This is a genomic window from Caballeronia sp. GAWG1-5s-s (assembly GCF_023631445.1).
Classification (GTDB): domain Bacteria; phylum Pseudomonadota; class Gammaproteobacteria; order Burkholderiales; family Burkholderiaceae; genus Caballeronia.
Genome location: NZ_JALQDC010000014.1, coordinates 43,239 through 59,444, shown reverse-complemented (window position 1 = coordinate 59,444; position 16,206 = coordinate 43,239). Strand labels below are relative to the sequence as shown.

The window sequence follows — 16,206 nt, the reverse complement described above, 5'->3', positions numbered from 1 at the left end:
ATCATGGACCTCACACAGACTTCCTCCCACGCCTCCGCCAAGACGGAACGTCCGGCATCGAGCCTTCCCGATGTCGCCGTGTTCGACGACCGTCCGTTCTTCCGCAGGCTCGGCGCGCTCGATTGGCTGTTCGCCCTCGCGATGGTCGCGGGCGCGGGTTTCGCGCTCAACCGCTATCACGCGTACATGGACGTGTACGACACGGCGGTGCTGGTCGGCGCGGTGCCGACCTTCGTCGTGCTCGGCTGGCGCTGGAAGCCGGTGCGCTTGCTGATCGCGCTGATCGCGGTCATGTCGCTGCTGTCGATTCAACTTTACCAGCACGATCTGACGCGCGCTGACACCAATTTCTTCCTCAAGTACTTCCTGTCGAGCCAGTCCGCGATTCTGTGGATGAGCGCGCTCTTCGTTCTCGCGACGCTGTTCTACTGGATCGGGCTCGTCACGCGGTCGCAGACGGGCGGCGCGATCGGTTCCCGCATGACGTGGGTCGCGGTGCTGATGGGCTTCACCGGCATGATGGTGCGCTGGTACGAGTCGTACATGATCGGCAGCGACGTCGGCCACATTCCCATTTCGAATCTGTACGAAGTCTTCGTGCTGTTCTGCCTCATCACGTCGCTGTTCTATCTCTACTACGAACAGCATTACGCGACGCGGCAAATGGGCGCGTTTGTGCTGCTCGTGATCAGCGCGGCCGTCGGCTTCCTGATGTGGTATTCGATTGCGCGCGACGCGCAGCAGATTCAGCCGCTCGTGCCTGCGCTGCAAAGCTGGTGGATGAAGATTCACGTGCCGGCGAACTTCATCGGTTACGGCAGTTTCGCGCTATCCGCGATGGTGTCGGTCGCGTATCTCGCCAAGCAGCGCGGCGTGCTGGCGGATCGCCTGCCGTCGCTCGAAGTGCTCGACGACGTCATGTACAAGTCGATCGCGGTCGGTTTCGCGTTCTTCACCATCGCGACGATTCTCGGCGCGCTCTGGGCGGCGGAAGCGTGGGGCGGCTACTGGAGCTGGGACCCGAAGGAAACGTGGGCGCTGATCGTCTGGCTGAACTACGCGGCGTGGCTGCATATGCGGCTGATGAAGGGCTTGCGCGGCGCGGCGGCGGCGTGGTGGGCGCTGACGGGTCTGATCGTGACGACGTTCGCGTTCCTCGGCGTGAACATGTTCCTGTCGGGCTTGCACAGTTACGGCAAGCTGTGAGCCGGCCGGCATAGAAAAAGGAGAAACCGCCATGCGTCGCGCTGGCGGTTTTTTTCGTTTCGGCGTGGAATACGGGCGCTGGTTCTGCTGTTTGCCTGTGTATCGCGAAAGCAAAGGAGTCGGCTCCATGTGGATCAAACGTAATGGCGTGCTTTATGGCGACGACATCCCCAGTCACGAGATCACGCCGCGCGACGTGTTCGAAAACCGCCGCCGCGCGCTGCGTTCGTTGGCCGCGCTCGCGGCCACGGGGCTCGCGGGCGCGAGCAGTCTCGCCCAAGCGACGCTGACTTCGCCCGATGCGAAGGGGCAGAAGCTCGCCGCGAAGACCAACGCGAAGTTCGTCGCGCTCGACAAGCCGACGCCGCTTAAAGACGTCACCACGTACAACAACTTCTACGAGTTCGGCACCGACAAGGGCGATCCGGCCGAGCACGCGGGCACGCTGCGTCCGAGGCCGTGGAAAGTGTCGGTGGAAGGCGAGATCAAGAATCCGAAGGTCTACGACATTGACGAGATCCTGAAGCTCGCGCCGCTGGAAGAGCGCGTCTACCGGCTGCGATGCGTCGAAGGCTGGTCGATGGTCATTCCGTGGATCGGCGTATCGCTGTCCGAGCTGATCAAGCGCGCGGAGCCGACGGGCAACGCGAAGTACGTGCAGTTCATCACGCTCGCGGACCGTTCGCAGATGCCGGGTCTCTCCACGCCGATCCTCGACTGGCCGTATTCCGAAGGCCTGCGCATGGATGAAGCGATGAACCCGCTCACGCTCCTGACTGTCGGCCTTTACGGCGAAGTGCTGCCGAACCAGAACGGCGCGCCGGTGCGTATCGTCGTGCCGTGGAAGTACGGCTTCAAGAGCGCGAAGTCGCTGGTCAAGATCCGCTTCGTGGAAAAGCAGCCGCCGACGAGCTGGAACACCTACGCCCCGAACGAATACGGCTTCTATTCGAACGTGAATCCGAACGTGGACCACCCGCGCTGGAGTCAGGCGACGGAGCGGCGCATCGGCGAGGACGGATTTTTCACGCCCAAACGCAAGACGCTGATGTTCAACGGCTACGGCGATCAGGTGGCGTCGCTGTATCAGGGCATGGACCTCAAGAAGAACTTCTGACCATGCCGACTGCAACCGATATCAAGACGGCGCAGCCGCGGGCGCGCGCGCAGACGGGGCCGCGCTGGATCGTGCCTGCCAAGGTCGCGGTGTTCATTGCCGCGCTGTATCCGCTCGCGCGCCTCGTGCTGCTCGGCGTGACGGGCGTGCATGGCGGGCTGGGCGCGAACCCCATCGAGTTCATCACGCGCTCGACCGGGCTCTGGACGCTCGTCTTCGTGTGCATCACGCTCGCGATCACGCCCGCGAGACGCCTGACCGGCGTGACCGCGCTCGTGCGCTTTCGCCGCATGATCGGGCTCTATGCGTTCTTTTACGCCGCGCTGCATATCACGACGTACTTCTGGTTCGACAAGTGGTTCGACGTCGCCGAGATTCTGAAGGACATCGGCAAACGGCCGTTCATCACAGTCGGATTCGCGGCGTTCGTGTTGCTGATTCCGCTCGCCGTCACATCGCCCAGAGCGATGGTGCGCAAGCTCGGCCGCCGCTGGCAGACGCTGCATCGCGCGATCTATGGCATCGCCGCGCTCGCCATCCTGCATTTCTGGTGGATGAAGGCGGGCAAGCACGATCTGATACTGCCGAAGATCTACGGCGCGATCGTGATTGCGCTGCTCGGCTGGCGTCTGGTTGTGTGGCTGAAGTCGAAAGCCGCGACGCGCGCATAAAAAAAGCGATGCCTCGGCATCGCTTTTTCGGTGTGAGTTCGAGCGAGCGTCAGTCCGGCAGGATCGACTCGCCGGCGAACAACTGCCGTACCTCTTCGCGTTGGCGCACGAGGCGCGCGCGCTCCCCGTCGACCATGATTTCGGCAGCGCGCGGGCGCGTGTTGTAGTTCGAGCTCATCACGAAGCCGTACGCGCCGGCCGAGCAGATGGCGAGCAAGTCGCCCGGCTCGACAGCCAGATCGCGATCGCGCCCGAGCCAGTCGCCGCTTTCGCAGACGGGGCCGACCACGTCGTACTTGTGCGCGGGTGTTTCGCGCTCCACGACCGGCACGATGCGATGAAACGCCTCGTACATCGCGGGGCGCGCGAGGTCGTTCATCGCGGCATCCACGATGGCGAAGCTCTTCTCCTCGCCCGGTTTCAGATACTCGACGCGCGTGAGCAGCACGCCCGCATTACCGACGAGCGAGCGCCCCGGCTCGAAATACACTTCGCGCTGACCGTGGCCGCGCTTTTCGATATGCGCGAGCAGCGCGCGCACGAAATCGCCGATATCGGGCGGCGTCTCGTCGTCGTAAGTGATGCCGAGACCGCCGCCGACGTCCACATGACGAATGGACATGCCGTCCGACTCGATCTGCTCGACGAGATCGAGCAACTTGTCGAGCGCGTCGAGATACGGGCTGATCTCGGTGATCTGCGAGCCGATATGGCAGTCGATGCCGACGACATCGAGATTAGGCATCGCGTGCGCCTCGCGATACGTCGCGCGCGCGTCGCTGAACGCCACGCCGAACTTGTTCGATTTGAGGCCCGTGGAAATGTACGGATGCGTCTTCGCGTCCACGTCCGGGTTCACGCGCAACGAAACCGGCGCGTGCTTGCCGAGCGACTTCGCCACTTCGTTGAGCGCGTGCAGCTCGGGAATCGACTCGACGTTGAAGCACTTGACGCCCGCTTCCAGCGCCTCGCGCATCTCCGCCGCCGACTTCCCGACGCCCGAAAACACCGTGTTCTCCGCCTTGCCGCCCGCTGCGAGCACGCGCGCCAGTTCGCCCGACGACACGATGTCGAAGCCCGCGCCCATGCGCGCGAACACGTTGAGCACCGCGAGATTGCTGTTGGCCTTCACGGCGACGTGCACGACCGCGCGGCGTCCGGCGCACGCATCGGCGTAAGCACGATAGGCGCGCGTCAAGGCATCGCGGGAATAGACGTAGAGCGGCGTGCCGAACTGCTGCGCGAGCGACGCGGTGGAGACGCCTTCGGCGTGCAGCACGCCGTCGACATAATGGAATGCGGAATCACTCATGCGTGCTTGGAATGGAAGATGCGCGGTGCGCGAAGAGCTTGCCGGTCACTCGGCCGACGACGCGGCTTTCGGCGCTGTGGGCGTCGATTTCAGGCTGGTCTCGGGAGCGAGCGAAAGGGGTGCGCCGGACGTGTCGGGCACGTCGCCTGCCGCGTTCGCTCCGGTCTTGCCGGCGCGCGACGCGGTTTCGTCGCTGGGAGTTACGTCGGAAGGCGGCGTATCCTGAAGGTTCTCAGGGCGCTGCGGCATGGGAGGCACGACGGGGAGATAAAGCGGACCGCGTTGCCCGCAACCGCCGAGCGTGAGCGTGGTCGCGGCACAAACGCTGACAGCCGCTACAATCGCGCTCATCCTGAAAACAGCTCGCATGACCGTCCCTGTACATAGAATCGATGGAGTTTAGCATGACAGACCAGGAATACCTGACCTTGGCGGAGGCCGTGCTGACGGCGATCGAGCGGTCCGTCGACGAGGCTGAAGCCGATATCGAATTCGAGCGAAGCGGCAACGTGTTGACGCTCGAATTCGAGAACCGGACGAAGGTGATCGTGAACCTCCAGCCGCCCAAGCACGAGATCTGGCTCGCGGCGAAGGCGGGCGGATTCCACTACAAGTACGTCGACGGCCAGTGGCGCGATACCCGCGACAACAGCGAGTTTTTCGCGGCGCTTTCGCAGCATTCCACCACGCAGGCAGGCGAGCCGGTCAGCTTCAAAGCGTGACCGGCGCGGGGCGCGCAACGCTCATTGCCCCTTGAACAGATTCATGATGTCCTGCTTTTCCTGCTCGCCGACATCCGGCGCGGGCGCGGTCACGCCCGACACGCCGCCTTCCTGCGGCGGCGCCTGACTGACGCCGATGGTCGCGATGAAGCCGTGGCCCGGCGTCATGTCGTCGTAGTACAGCTCGCCGCCGAGCGATTTCACGTCGGGCGGCATCAGCGGCTTGTACTCGGGCACGCCTTGCAGCGCGCGGCTCATGTAGTCCATCCAGACCGGCAGCGCGAGCCCGCCGCCGGTTTCCTTGTCGCCGAGGCTGCGCGGATTGTCGTAGCCGACCCACGCGATGGCCACGAGCGAACGCTGATAGCCGGCGAACCACGCGTCGCGCGAATCGTTGGTCGTGCCGGTCTTCCCGGCCAGATCACTACGCTTGAGCTGATTCGTCTTCGCGGCCGTGCCGTGCTGCGCGACGCTTTGAAGCAGGCTGTTCATCACATACGCGTTGCGCGGCGTGATGGCGAGCGGCGCGGTCTGCTGCGCGACGAGCGGTTGCGGATGCGACACGACCGCGCCGTACGGATCGGTGATATCGGCAATCAGATACGGATTCACGCGATATCCGCCGTTCGCGAACACCGCGTAGCCCGCCGCCATTTGCAGCGGCGTGACGAGACCTGCGCCGAGCGCCATCGGCAGATAGGCGGGATGGCGGTCGGCGTCGAAGCCGAAGCGCGTGATGTACTGCTGTCCGTACTTCGTGCCGATGGTGTTCAGAATGCGGATCGACACCATGTTCTTCGACTTCTGTAGCGCGGTGCGCATGGTCATCGGGCCGTCGAAGCCGCCGCCGTAGTTCTTCGGCTCCCACGCCTGGCCGCCGGTTTCCGCGGCGCTGAAGAAGAGCGGTCCGTCGTTGATGATCGTCGCCGGCGACAAGCCCTTCTCCAGCGACGCCGAGTAAATGAACGGCTTGAAGCTCGAACCCGGCTGACGCCATGCCTGCGTGACGTGGTTGAACTTGTTCTTGTTGAAGTCGAATCCGCCGACGAGCGCGCGAATCGCGCCGTCCTGCGGCACCATCGAAATGAGCGCGCCTTCCACTTGGGGCAGTTGCGTGATGGTCCAGTCGCCGTCGTCGTTCTTCACGAGCCGCACGATGGCGCCCGGACGAATGCGCTGGTTCGGCTGCGCGCGCGGCGAAAGCGCGTTCGCGACGAAGCGCAGATTGCTGCCGCTCACGGTGGCCACGTTACCGTCGATGAAGCTAGCCTTGACTTCCTTCGTGCTCGCCGCCGTCACCACGGCCGCGACGATCTCGCCGTTGTCCGGATGCTCGGCGAGCGCGTCGTCGATAGCCTGCTCGCGGTCGTCCGCGTTCGACGGCAGATCGATGAAACCTTCCGGCCCGCGATAGCCGTGACGCCGCTCGTAGTCCATCAACCCTTTGCGCACGGCGTGGTACGCGGCGTCCTGATCGGCGGAATCGATCGTCGTCACGACGTTGAGGCCGCGCGTGTACGCTTCCTCGCGATACTGCGCGTACATCATCTGGCGCACCATTTCCGCGACGTATTCGGCGTGGACGCTGAACTCGCGCCCCTGGCCCTTCACGACGAGCGGCTGCTTGGCCGCTTTTTCGTACTCGTCCTCGGTGATGAAGCCGAGTTCGCGCATGCGCTGAAGGATGTACTCCTGGCGCACTTTCGCGCGCTTCGGATTGACCACCGGGTTATACGCCGACGGCGCTTTCGGCAGACCGGCGAGCATGGCGGCTTCCGCGAGCGTGATGTCCTTGAGATCCTTGCCGAAATAGACGCGCGCCGCGCTCGCGAACCCGTAGGCGCGCTGCCCGAGATAGATCTGATTCATGTACACCTCGAGAATCTGATCTTTCGTCAACGCGCGCTCGATCTTGTACGCGAGCAGCATTTCGTAAATCTTGCGCGTATAGGTCTTCTCGCTCGACAGGAAGAAGTTGCGCGCGACCTGCATGGTGATCGTGCTCGCGCCCTGCGATGCGTGGCCGTTCGTCAGCGCGACGCTGCCCGCGCGCAGAATGCCCGTCAGGTCGACGCCGCCGTGGTCATAGAAACGCGCGTCCTCGATGGCGAGCACGGCCTTTTTCAGATGATCGGGCACGTCCCGAATGCGCACGACGCTGCGGCGCTCTTCGCCGAATTCGCCGATCAGCACGTGATCCGCCGTATAGATGCGCAGCGGCACCTTCGGACGATAGTCGGTGAGTGCTTCGAGCGACGGCAGGTTTGGCATCGCGACGACGAGCGCATAGCCCAGCACCAGTCCAGCACAGACGATCAGCGCGAAAACGCTGACGAGAAAACCGAGAAACAGCCGTGTGTACCAGGGGCGTGATGCCTTCTTGGGCCGTTCGGGCGGCGTGGCAGGCGGATTGGTCGGGGAAGAGGATTGCATAGCACCACCAAAAACAGTCCCGCGATTATAGCCGTCCGGGTTTCGGGTTTTTCCTAGGGACTCCAGACACCTGACCGATGCATCGCGCTGGCTTTTCCAACTCCAACAATACCCGCGATAGCCCGGCAAAACATCCTGCCACCGCACGCGTTAGCCATTCGGCCGAATGTTCGCCGTGCGCCGCCGTCCCGACAATTCCTTTATTGCATGCGCACGAACGGTTCGGAGCGCGAGTAAGAGAAGGAGTGGTCATGAGAAACGAACATGCCTTGCGCGGCACGATGCTGACGGTCACGCGCCGGTTCGCGGCGGGCATCGACGTGAGCGAGGACGCGGTGCGTATCGCCGTGTTGAGCCGGCGTCTGAAAAGGGACTCGACGGTGTGCGTCGAGCATCTGGATAAAGTGCCGCTCGCGCCGGGCGCGGTGGTGGGCAGCGACTTCATCGACCGTGCCGCCGTCGTCGCCGCGCTGCGAGAAGTGGTCGCGCGCCTGCCGCAGAACGGCGCGTGGCGAGCGCTGCGTTGCGCCATGGGACTGCCGGCGTCCGCGACGCACACCACGCGCGTGCCGCTCGCGCGCCTGATCGAATTGCGCGAGCCCGACATGGCGACCCTCGGCGCGGACCCGTGCGGACTGCTCGAACCTGCGGTGCTCGCCGAAGCCGAGCGCGTGTCGGGCATCGAGCGCAGCGCGCTGGCGGTCGACTGGTCAGTGAGATCGCGCGAGGGCGGCGAGCCGGACGTCGCCATTTCCGCGACGGCGCGTCAGCACGTCGAGGCACGCGTGGAAACGGCGGCGGCGGCGGGCATCGCGTTGTGCGCCATCGACGGCGAGCCCGCCGCCGCGCTGCGCGCGATGCGCCATTCCGGCAGAACCGAGCTGGGTTCCGAGGCGCGCTACGTGGCGTGCTGGCTCGAAGGCGGGGGCTTGCACGGTTGGCTCGTGAACGCGGGCGATGTCGAGCGCGATTTGCTCTATCCGGCGCCGGAGTACGGCAGCGCCCTGGACGCGCTGCGCGATCTGGCGGGCGCCGCGCCGCTCGGCGGCATCTTCGTGGGCGGGCAAGAGCAGTTGCTGAAACAGGCCGGGCTTTCCCTCGAGGCGTTGACCGAGGTCTTCGGCTGTCCGGCGCTGCCGTTCGAGTCCGCGCCGTATTGCCACGGCGCATCCGAAATCGCGGGCGCGCTGAAACATTCGCCGGTCTTCGCGGTGGCCTTCGGTCTCGCACTGCGCGAGGTGCTGCAATGACGAGCGCCGCCATTGTCGAAGGATTCAACCTGCTTCCACATCGAGCGCTGAAACGTCGCTCGGTGCGGCGTCAGCGGATCGCGATTCTCGCTGCTGCCGGACTGGCGGGATGCGCGGCGGTCGGCGGGGTCGTCGGCTGGGACGCGTTCGAGCGGGCGCGTCTCGACCACCGCCGCATTGCGCTCGAAGCGAAGCTGCGCGCATCGAGCGCGCAAATCGACGAGCACGCGCGGCTGCTGCGCGTCGAAGGCGAACGGCGTCGCGCGCGCGAGGCCGCGCAGCCGCTCGCTGCCCCGCGCGATCGCTTTCTCGCGCTTCTCGATGCGCTCGCGGACGGACCGGCTTCGAACGACGTCGCGCTGCAACGCGTCTCGCAACGCGCGGAAGAAGTGGAACTGGCGGCGCTCGCGCCCGACTCGCAGACGGCGGCGCGCTGGCTCAAGCGTCTGGAAGGGCTGCGCGGCGTGCAATCGGTGGAAGTCGTAGAGATGAAGCGGCGCGCCGAAACCGTGTCGCCGGGCAGGCGCGAAGCCGTCGCGCACGCTTCGCCCGTTGCGCCCGCTACCGACCGTTACGAGTTCACGGCGCTCGTGCGCTATGCGCCGGCGGCCGGCAAGCCGATACCGGCGAGCACGAAAGCGTCGATCACGAGGAGGACCCGATGAGCACGATAAGCATGAATTTCCCCACGCGCCTGCGCCAGCCGATTCTTCAGCCGCTCGACCAGTGGTCGAAACGCAGGACCGCGATCACGGCGGTGACGCTTGCATTCGTCGTATTCGCGCTGGCTCTGCAAGGCTGGCGGAACGCCGGCTTGAGTCAGCGCGATGCGAGCCGCGCCGCGCTCGCCGCGACGCAGCGCAAGCTGGACGACGCAGGGCGCGTGGCTGCCGAACTGCCCGATCTGCGAACGCGCGTGGCGGCCAGCGCGATGAAGCCCGAAAACTGGACCGCCAGCGATGCGCTGCACGCCGTCGCCGCGCTCGCCGCCCAGAACGGGCTGCGCGTGACCGAGATCGATCCGCAAGCATCGAAAAGCGGCGTGCCGAAACCGGCGCCGGCGCCCTCCGAACGCGCATTGACGATTCGCGCGGAAGGCGCGTTTCCCGAGATCCGACGCTTTCTGGAGGCGCTTTCGGGACTGCCGCGCCTGGTCGTGCCCGAGGCGGTTCAGATTCGGCGGCAGGCGGGCGCGCTGACCCTCGACGCGACGCTGCGCATCCACGACACATTGCCCGCCGTGCCGCTCGCCGAGCCGCCGCGCATGGATGCGTTTATCGTCGATCCTTTCGCGAAGGACAGCGCCGCCGGCTTTTCGCGCGGCGCGGGCATGCTGCTCGTCGGCACGCTCGTCGGACGGCATCGCGCGATGGCGCTCGTGCAGAGCGCCAAGAGCGTCGAGCATGTCGAGCCGGGCCAGGCAATCGGCGATGAGCGGCTCCAGCGCGTGCAGCCGCGTGTCATCGAACTCGTGAGCGGCGAAGGCGCGTTGCGCAAGTTGACCTTTGCGGAGGATGGCAAGTGAGCGCGGCCGTTTCGATCCTCCGCGCGATCGGCGTCGCTGCGCTCGTCGTCGCAGGCGCGGTGAACGCAGCGGAAATTGGCGATGCCCCGGTTGCGCCGTTGCCGCCGCTGCCCGCATCGTTCGATAACTTGCCGACCGACCAGTTCGCCATCGATACGAGCGTGCCGGCCGCGTCGGCGTCGCCCGTGATCGTGCCGTCGCCGCCTGCGGCCACGTCCGCGCAGCCAGCCGCCACCGCCGACGAGCCGCTCGAAGGCCCGCCGGTGCCGCTGCCGAAGCTGCAACGGCTGAGCGCATCGAATAACGCACGGCCCGCCGACGACGGCAAGCCGATCACGCTCGACCTCAAGAACGCGGACCTGAGCGCCGCGCTGCAGAGCTTCGCGCGCTTCACCGGGCTCAACATCATCGCGAGCGAAAAGGTGCGCGGTCAGGTGTCGATCAACCTGGCCGCAGTGCCGTGGCGGCGCGCGTTCGATACGCTCCTCGACGTCAACGGGCTTGCCATGGAGCAGCACGGCAACGTGATCTGGGTCGCGCCGCTCGCCGAGCTCGCCGCCCGCGAGAAGCTGCGATACGAAGCGCATGCGCGCGCCGCCGATCTCGAACCGCTCGCGAGCCGCACGTTCCTGCTGCGCTATCCGCGCGCCGAAGACGTTCGCAAGCTGCTCACCGGCTCCGGCACGCAGCGCGTGCTGTCCAAGCGCGGTTCCGCGATGGCCGATGCCCGCACCAACCTGCTCTTCGTCACCGACCTCGACGCACGCGTGCAGCAAATCGCCGATCTGATCGCCTCGATCGACAAACCGACGCCGCAAGTCATGATCGAAGCGCGGATCGTGGAGGGCGAGACAGGGTTGTCGCGCAATCTCGGGGTGAAACTGGGCGTCGCGCCGACGGGCGATGCGGCGCGCGGCATCGCGGGCGGCAAGGACGGCGTGGTATACGATCTGTCGGCGCAGCCTCTCAATGGCTTCGACGCGGCGACGGCGGGCCTCACGCTCTTCGCCGCGCAAGCCACGCGGCTGCTGGATATCCAGCTGAGCGCGCTGGAGGCCGAAGGGCGCGGGCAGGTCGTTTCGCGCCCGCGCGTGGTGACGGCGGACCGCGCGAAGGCCATCGTCGAGCAAGGCACGGAGCTGCCGTATCAGGCGAAAGTCGGCAATGGCGTCTCCGGCGTGCAGTTTCGCCGCGCTGCGCTCAAACTGGAGGTCGAGCCGCAGATCACGCCGCACGGTCATGTCGTGCTGGATCTGGATGTGGCTAAGGACAGCGTCGGCGACCAGACGGTGTCGGGGCCCGCCATCAACACGAAGCACGTGCAGACGCGCGTCGAAGTGGAGGACGGCGGCACCGTGGCGATCGGCGGCATCTATTCGGACGACGACCGCGAGGACGTGACGGGCGTGCCGGGACTGATGAGGCTGCCGCTCATCGGCTGGCTTTTTCGTCACGACGGGCGTCGCAGGTCGCACAGCGAGCTCGTCATCCTGATCACGCCGCATGTAATTGCGTCGGACGGATAGGGGCTCGCAGATGGCCGGGTGCGGGGCAAATCGGCGCGGCGGGCGCGACTCGACAAAGCGGGCGGTTTGCCCTTAAGCTGCCGCACGAACAAATTCGATACCGTAAAGGATTGACGTTGCAGGAAGGGCACGCGAACGCGAACATTTTTTTCGTCGGACTCATGGGGGCGGGTAAAACCACCGTGGGCCGCGCGGTTGCGCGCCGTTTGCAGCGCGATTTCATCGACTCGGACCTGGAAATCGAGGCGCGCACGGGCGCGCGTATTCCGGTGATCTGGGAACTGGAAGGCGAGAGCGGGTTTCGTCAGCGCGAAGCCAATGTCATCGACGAGCTGTCGCGAAAGAGCGGCATCGTGCTCGCAACGGGCGGCGGCGCGGTGCTGCGGCCCGAGAACCGGGAACATCTGAAGAATCGCGGCATCGTCATCTATTTGCGCGCCAATCCGCACGATTTGTGGCAGCGCACGCGCCGCGACAAAAACCGGCCGCTTCTGCAGACCGACGACCCGCGCGGCAAGCTCGAAACGCTCTTCCGAACACGCGACCCGCTCTATCACGAGTGCGCGCACTTCGTCGTGGAAACCGGCCGGCCGACCGTCAACGCGCTCGTCAACATGGTCCTGATGCAACTGGAGGTGGCCGGCGTCATCAAGTCGGCTGAGTCATAATGTCCGCCATGATTACCCCAACGATCACCGTCAACGTCGAACTGGGCGAGCGCGCCTATCCCATTCATATCGGCGCGGGTCTGATCGGCCGCACCGAGCTTTTCGCGCCGCATATCAAGGGTTCGTCGGTCGCGATCGTCAGCAATTCCACGGTCGATCCGATCTATGGCGACACCTTGCGCGCCGCGCTCGAACCGCTCGGCAAGAAGGTGACGACGGTGGTTCTGCCCGACGGCGAAGCCCACAAGAACTGGGAAACGCTCAACACCATCTTTGACGCGTTGCTGTCGAATCGCGCCGACCGCAAGACCACGCTGATCGCGTTGGGCGGCGGCGTCGTCGGCGACATGACCGGCTTCGCGGCGGCATGCTACATGCGCGGCGTGCCGTTCATTCAGGTGCCGACCACGCTGCTGGCGCAAGTAGATTCGTCGGTGGGCGGCAAGACCGGCATCAATCATCCGCTCGGCAAGAACATGATCGGCGCGTTTTATCAGCCGCAAGCGGTCATCGCGGATATCGGCGCGCTGCATACGCTGCCCGAGCGCGAACTGGCGGCGGGCATCGCGGAAGTCATCAAGACGGGCGCAATCGCCGACGCCGAATTCTTCGACTGGATCGAAGCGAACATCGGCGCTTTGAACGACCGCGACGAGCGGGCGCTCGCCCACGCCGTCAAGCGGTCGTGCGAGATCAAGGCTTCGGTGGTGGCGTCGGACGAGCGCGAGGGCGGACAGCGCGCCATCCTCAATTTCGGTCACACGTTCGGCCACGCGATCGAAGCCGGCCTCGGCTACGGCGAATGGCTGCACGGCGAGGCCGTCGGCTGCGGCATGGTGATGGCGGCGGATCTTTCCGTGCGCCTCGGCAGGCTCGACGACGCCGCGCGCAAGCGGCTCGTGCGCGTGATCGAAGCGGCGAAGCTGCCCGTCCGCGCGCCGAAGCTCGGCGACGACCGTTACATCGACCTGATGAAGGTCGACAAGAAAGCCGAAGCCGGCGAGATCAAATTCATTCTGCTGACCCGCTTCGGCGCGACGGAAATCACCGGCGCGCCCGATCAGGCCGTGCGCGAGACGCTCGCTGCCAGCGTCTGACCAATCGGGCATCAGCCGGGACCACGACGATGCACGACGAAGCGGAGCCGCCGGTGAGCGAAACAGAAGCTGAATTTGGAGTGCCTTCGTCGCTTGCGCTGGAAGCGCATCTCGCGCCGTACGCGGCGCGGTCGGCGTTGTCGCGCGGGCGCCGGCATGCGGAGCCGCCGCCCGCCGCACGCACGGAGTTTCAGCGCGACCGCGACCGTATCGTGCATTCGACCGCCTTTCGACGGCTCGAATACAAGACGCAGGTCTTCGTCAATCACGAAGGCGATCTCTTTCGCACGCGTCTCACGCATAGTCTGGAAGTCGCGCAGATCGCGCGGTCGGTCGCGCGCAATCTGCGGCTCAACGAAGATCTGGTCGAAGCGATTTCGCTCGCGCACGACCTCGGCCATACGCCGTTCGGTCACGCCGGCCAGGACGCGCTCAACGAATGCATGCGCGATCACGGCGGCTTTGAACACAATCTGCAGAGCCTCGCGGTCGTGGATCAACTCGAAGAGCACTACGGCGCGTTCAATGGCCTGAACCTGTGCTTCGAAACGCGCGAAGGCATTCTCAAGCATTGCTCGCGCGAGAATGCGCGGCAACTCGGTGATCTCGGCGAGCGGTTCCTCACGGGCAAACAGCCTTCGCTCGAAGCACAGATCGCGAATGTCGCCGATGAAATCGCATACAACAATCACGACGTGGACGATGGCCTGCGCTCCGGCCTCATCACGCTCGACCAGCTCGCGGAAGTGAGCTTGTGGCACACGCATTTCGAAGCGGCTCGCGCGGAGTTTCCCGCCATCGAAGGGCGCAGGCTGATCCACGAGACCATTCGGCGGATCATCAACACGCTGATCGTCGATCTGATCGAAGCCACGAGCCGCAATCTCGCGCGCGCCGCGCCCGCCTCGCTCGAGGACGTGCGCAATGCGCCGCCGCTCGTCGCCCATAGCGACGAAGTCGCCGCGCAAGCCGCCACGCTGAAGCGTTTTCTGTTCAAGAACCTCTACCGGCATTATCGCGTCATGCGCATGGCCAATAAGGCAAGGCGCGTCGTGACCGGTCTCTTCGACGCCTTCACCGACGATCCGCGCCTTCTGCCGCCGGCGTATCAGGCGCGCATTGCGGCAGCGGAAGAGTCGGCGAACGATCCCGCCGCGCCCAGTCACAACAGCACGCAGGCGCGGCTCATCGCGCATTACATCGCGGGCATGACGGATCGGTACGCGCTAAAAGAATATCAACGCCTGTTTGTCATCGACAACAACTAACATCGCGCGATTCACGCGCAGACGTTCGACAACCGGAGACTCACTCGATGCGATGCATGCCCTCGTTCCGTTCCCTCTCGGCCGCGGCCATTCTGGCTTTCGGCGCTAGCACGGCGGCTCAGGCCGCGACGGAAATCCAATTCTGGCACGCGATGGAAGCCGCCCTCGGCGAGCGCGTGAACGACATCGCGAACGACTTCAATGCATCGCAGAGCGATTACAAGATCGTGCCGGTATTCAAGGGCACGTATGACCAGACGCTCGCGGCGGGCATCGCGGCGTATCGCAGCGGCAATGCGCCCGCGATCCTGCAAGTCTATGAAGTCGGCACCGCGACGATGATGCAGGCGAAGAAGGCCGTGCTTCCGGTCTACGACGTCTTCAAGCAGGCGGGCGTTCCGCTCGACGAGAAAGCGTTCGTGCCGACCATCTCCGGCTACTACAGCGACGCGAAGACCGGGCATCTGATCTCGATGCCGTTCAACAGTTCCACGCCGGTCCTCTACTACAACAAGGACGCGTTCAAGAAGGCGGGCCTCGATCCGAACCAGCCGCCGAAGACCTGGGCCGATGTCGAAGCCGATGCGAAAAAGCTGAAGGCCGCAGGCTACTCGTGCGGGTATTCGTCGGGCTGGCAGAGCTGGATTCATCTCGAGAACTACAGCGCGTGGCACGCCGCGCCATTCGCATCCAAGAACAACGGCTTCGATGGCCTCGACGCCACGCTCGAATTCAACAAGCCGCTACAGGTCGCGCACATCCAGTTCCTTCAGAACATGGCGAAGGACGGCACGTTCACGTATGTCGGCCGCAAAGACGAACCCGTCTCGAAGTTCTATAGCGGCGACTGCGGGATCATCACGAACTCGTCGGGATCGCGGGCGACCATCCAGAAGTATGCGAAGTTCGAGTACGGCGTCGGCATGATGCCGTACGACGCAAGCGTGAAGGGCGCGCCGCAGAACGCGATCATCGGCGGCGCGAGTCTGTGGGTGCTCTCGGGCAAGGACCCGGCGGTGTACAAGGGCGTCGCGAAGTTCCTCGCGTATCTGTCGTCGCCGAAGGTGGCGGCGAAGTGGCATCAGGACACGGGTTATCTGCCGGTGACGACTGCCGCCTACGAACTCACGCAGAAGCAGGGCTTCTACGACAAGAACCCCGGCGCGGACATCGCCATCAAGCAGATGTTGAACAAGCCGCCGCTTGCCTACACGAAGGGCTTGCGCCTCGGCAACATGCCGCAGATCCGCACGGTCGTCGATGAGGAACTGGAGCAGGTCTGGGCCGGCAAGAAGACGCCGCAGCAGGCGCTCGATTCTTCCGTTCAGCGCGGCGACGAACTTCTGCGCCGCTTCGAAAAGAGCGGCGGCTGAACGAGACGCTCGACGCTTAAGCGCCCGCGACTCGCGCG

15 protein-coding genes are annotated in these 16,206 nt (G+C 65.1%); 12 read left to right on the top strand and 3 right to left on the bottom strand.

Translation table 11 applies throughout. The features are described 5' to 3' along the window. Positions 1-3: 3 nt before the first annotated feature. The 3 genes from ccsB to msrQ all read left to right on the top strand — a co-directional run bounded on the left by ccsB (position 4) and on the right by msrQ (position 2,994). Positions 4-1,206 (top strand): c-type cytochrome biogenesis protein CcsB, encoded by a 1,203-nt coding sequence (gene ccsB, locus NCR34_RS12695; RefSeq protein ID WP_248320631.1) that lies wholly within the window; start codon positions 4-6, stop codon positions 1,204-1,206. A gap of 127 nt (positions 1,207-1,333) precedes the next feature. Continuing rightward, positions 1,334-2,323 (top strand): protein-methionine-sulfoxide reductase catalytic subunit MsrP, encoded by a 990-nt coding sequence (gene msrP / locus NCR34_RS12690; protein ID WP_248320630.1) that lies wholly within the window; start codon positions 1,334-1,336, stop codon positions 2,321-2,323. Positions 2,324-2,325: 2 nt separating this feature from the next. Beyond that, the gene (gene msrQ / locus NCR34_RS12685; RefSeq protein ID WP_248320629.1) at positions 2,326-2,994 is read left to right on the top strand and encodes a protein-methionine-sulfoxide reductase heme-binding subunit MsrQ; all 669 of its coding nucleotides are present in this window, start codon (positions 2,326-2,328) and stop codon (positions 2,992-2,994) included. Between the two features lie 49 nt (positions 2,995-3,043). Here the strand turns inward: msrQ and lysA are convergent, their stop codons facing one another. Together lysA and lptM are read right to left on the bottom strand one after the other, a co-directional pair. Beyond that, positions 3,044-4,306 (bottom strand): diaminopimelate decarboxylase, encoded by a 1,263-nt coding sequence (lysA, locus tag NCR34_RS12680; protein ID WP_248320628.1) that lies wholly within the window; start codon positions 4,304-4,306, stop codon positions 3,044-3,046. A gap of 45 nt (positions 4,307-4,351) precedes the next feature. After that, complete coding sequence (gene lptM / locus NCR34_RS12675; RefSeq protein ID WP_248320627.1) at positions 4,352-4,675, bottom strand: LPS translocon maturation chaperone LptM; 324 nt, start codon at positions 4,673-4,675, stop codon at positions 4,352-4,354. A 35-nt stretch (positions 4,676-4,710) separates the two neighbouring features. Here lptM and cyaY point away from each other — a divergent pair, with 35 nt between their 5' ends. Beyond that, positions 4,711-5,028 (top strand): iron donor protein CyaY, encoded by a 318-nt coding sequence (gene cyaY, locus NCR34_RS12670; RefSeq protein WP_248320626.1) that lies wholly within the window; start codon positions 4,711-4,713, stop codon positions 5,026-5,028. Positions 5,029-5,049: 21 nt separating this feature from the next. Here cyaY and NCR34_RS12665 read toward each other — a convergent pair whose 3' ends face one another. Next, complete coding sequence (locus NCR34_RS12665; RefSeq protein WP_248320625.1) at positions 5,050-7,461, bottom strand: penicillin-binding protein 1A; 2,412 nt, start codon at positions 7,459-7,461, stop codon at positions 5,050-5,052. Between the two features lie 251 nt (positions 7,462-7,712). Here NCR34_RS12665 and pilM point away from each other — a divergent pair, with 251 nt between their 5' ends. The 8 genes from pilM to ugpB all read left to right on the top strand — a co-directional run bounded on the left by pilM (position 7,713) and on the right by ugpB (position 16,168). Then, a complete protein-coding gene (gene pilM, locus NCR34_RS12660) occupies positions 7,713-8,711 on the top strand; it encodes a pilus assembly protein PilM (protein ID WP_248320624.1) in 999 nt (332 codons plus the stop codon). Further along, the gene (locus NCR34_RS12655; protein ID WP_248320623.1) at positions 8,708-9,376 is read left to right on the top strand and encodes a PilN family protein; all 669 of its coding nucleotides are present in this window, start codon (positions 8,708-8,710) and stop codon (positions 9,374-9,376) included. Before pilM ends, NCR34_RS12655 begins: the two co-directional genes overlap by 4 nt. Beyond that, a complete protein-coding gene (locus NCR34_RS12650; protein ID WP_248320622.1) occupies positions 9,373-10,236 on the top strand; it encodes a type 4a pilus biogenesis protein PilO in 864 nt (287 codons plus the stop codon). Before NCR34_RS12655 ends, NCR34_RS12650 begins: the two co-directional genes overlap by 4 nt. After that, positions 10,233-11,762 (top strand): type IV pilus secretin PilQ, encoded by a 1,530-nt coding sequence (locus NCR34_RS12645; protein WP_248320621.1) that lies wholly within the window; start codon positions 10,233-10,235, stop codon positions 11,760-11,762. The genes NCR34_RS12650 and NCR34_RS12645 overlap by 4 nt, the downstream gene beginning before the upstream one ends. Positions 11,763-11,923: 161 nt before the next feature. After that, positions 11,924-12,430, top strand: coding sequence for a shikimate kinase (locus NCR34_RS12640; protein ID WP_371747419.1), 507 nt, complete (start codon positions 11,924-11,926; stop codon positions 12,428-12,430). Beyond that, positions 12,430-13,527 (top strand): 3-dehydroquinate synthase, encoded by a 1,098-nt coding sequence (gene aroB / locus NCR34_RS12635; RefSeq protein ID WP_248320619.1) that lies wholly within the window; start codon positions 12,430-12,432, stop codon positions 13,525-13,527. The genes NCR34_RS12640 and aroB overlap by 1 nt, the downstream gene beginning before the upstream one ends. Before the next feature lie 29 nt (positions 13,528-13,556). Further along, positions 13,557-14,795, top strand: a complete 1,239-nt coding sequence (locus NCR34_RS12630; RefSeq protein ID WP_284506554.1) for a deoxyguanosinetriphosphate triphosphohydrolase — start codon at positions 13,557-13,559, stop codon at positions 14,793-14,795. Positions 14,796-14,842: 47 nt separating this feature from the next. Then, entirely contained in the window at positions 14,843-16,168 is a 1,326-nt protein-coding gene (gene ugpB / locus NCR34_RS12625; protein ID WP_206467133.1) for a sn-glycerol-3-phosphate ABC transporter substrate-binding protein UgpB, read from the top strand. Positions 16,169-16,206: the final 38 nt, after the last annotated feature.

Bases quoted from the DNA above. Each gene is read 5' to 3' on its own strand.
- lptM (WP_248320627.1), bottom strand. From the start codon at position 4,675: ATGCGAGCTGTTTTCAGGATGAGCGCGATTGTAGCGGCTGTCAGCGTT.
- NCR34_RS12665 (WP_248320625.1), bottom strand. From the start codon at position 7,461: ATGCAATCCTCTTCCCCGACCAATCCGCCTGCCACGCCGCCCGAACGG.
- pilM (WP_248320624.1), top strand. From the start codon at position 7,713: ATGAGAAACGAACATGCCTTGCGCGGCACGATGCTGACGGTCACGCGC.
- NCR34_RS12630 (WP_284506554.1), top strand. From the start codon at position 13,557: ATGCACGACGAAGCGGAGCCGCCGGTGAGCGAAACAGAAGCTGAATTT.
- NCR34_RS12655 (WP_248320623.1), top strand. From the start codon at position 8,708: ATGACGAGCGCCGCCATTGTCGAAGGATTCAACCTGCTTCCACATCGA.
- NCR34_RS12640 (WP_371747419.1), top strand. From the start codon at position 11,924: ATGGGGGCGGGTAAAACCACCGTGGGCCGCGCGGTTGCGCGCCGTTTG.
- ccsB (WP_248320631.1), top strand. From the start codon at position 4: ATGGACCTCACACAGACTTCCTCCCACGCCTCCGCCAAGACGGAACGT.
- msrQ (WP_248320629.1), top strand. From the start codon at position 2,326: ATGCCGACTGCAACCGATATCAAGACGGCGCAGCCGCGGGCGCGCGCG.
- aroB (WP_248320619.1), top strand. From the start codon at position 12,430: ATGTCCGCCATGATTACCCCAACGATCACCGTCAACGTCGAACTGGGC.
- ugpB (WP_206467133.1), top strand. From the start codon at position 14,843: ATGCGATGCATGCCCTCGTTCCGTTCCCTCTCGGCCGCGGCCATTCTG.
- msrP (WP_248320630.1), top strand. From the start codon at position 1,334: ATGTGGATCAAACGTAATGGCGTGCTTTATGGCGACGACATCCCCAGT.
- NCR34_RS12650 (WP_248320622.1), top strand. From the start codon at position 9,373: ATGAGCACGATAAGCATGAATTTCCCCACGCGCCTGCGCCAGCCGATT.
- lysA (WP_248320628.1), bottom strand. From the start codon at position 4,306: ATGAGTGATTCCGCATTCCATTATGTCGACGGCGTGCTGCACGCCGAA.
- cyaY (WP_248320626.1), top strand. From the start codon at position 4,711: ATGACAGACCAGGAATACCTGACCTTGGCGGAGGCCGTGCTGACGGCG.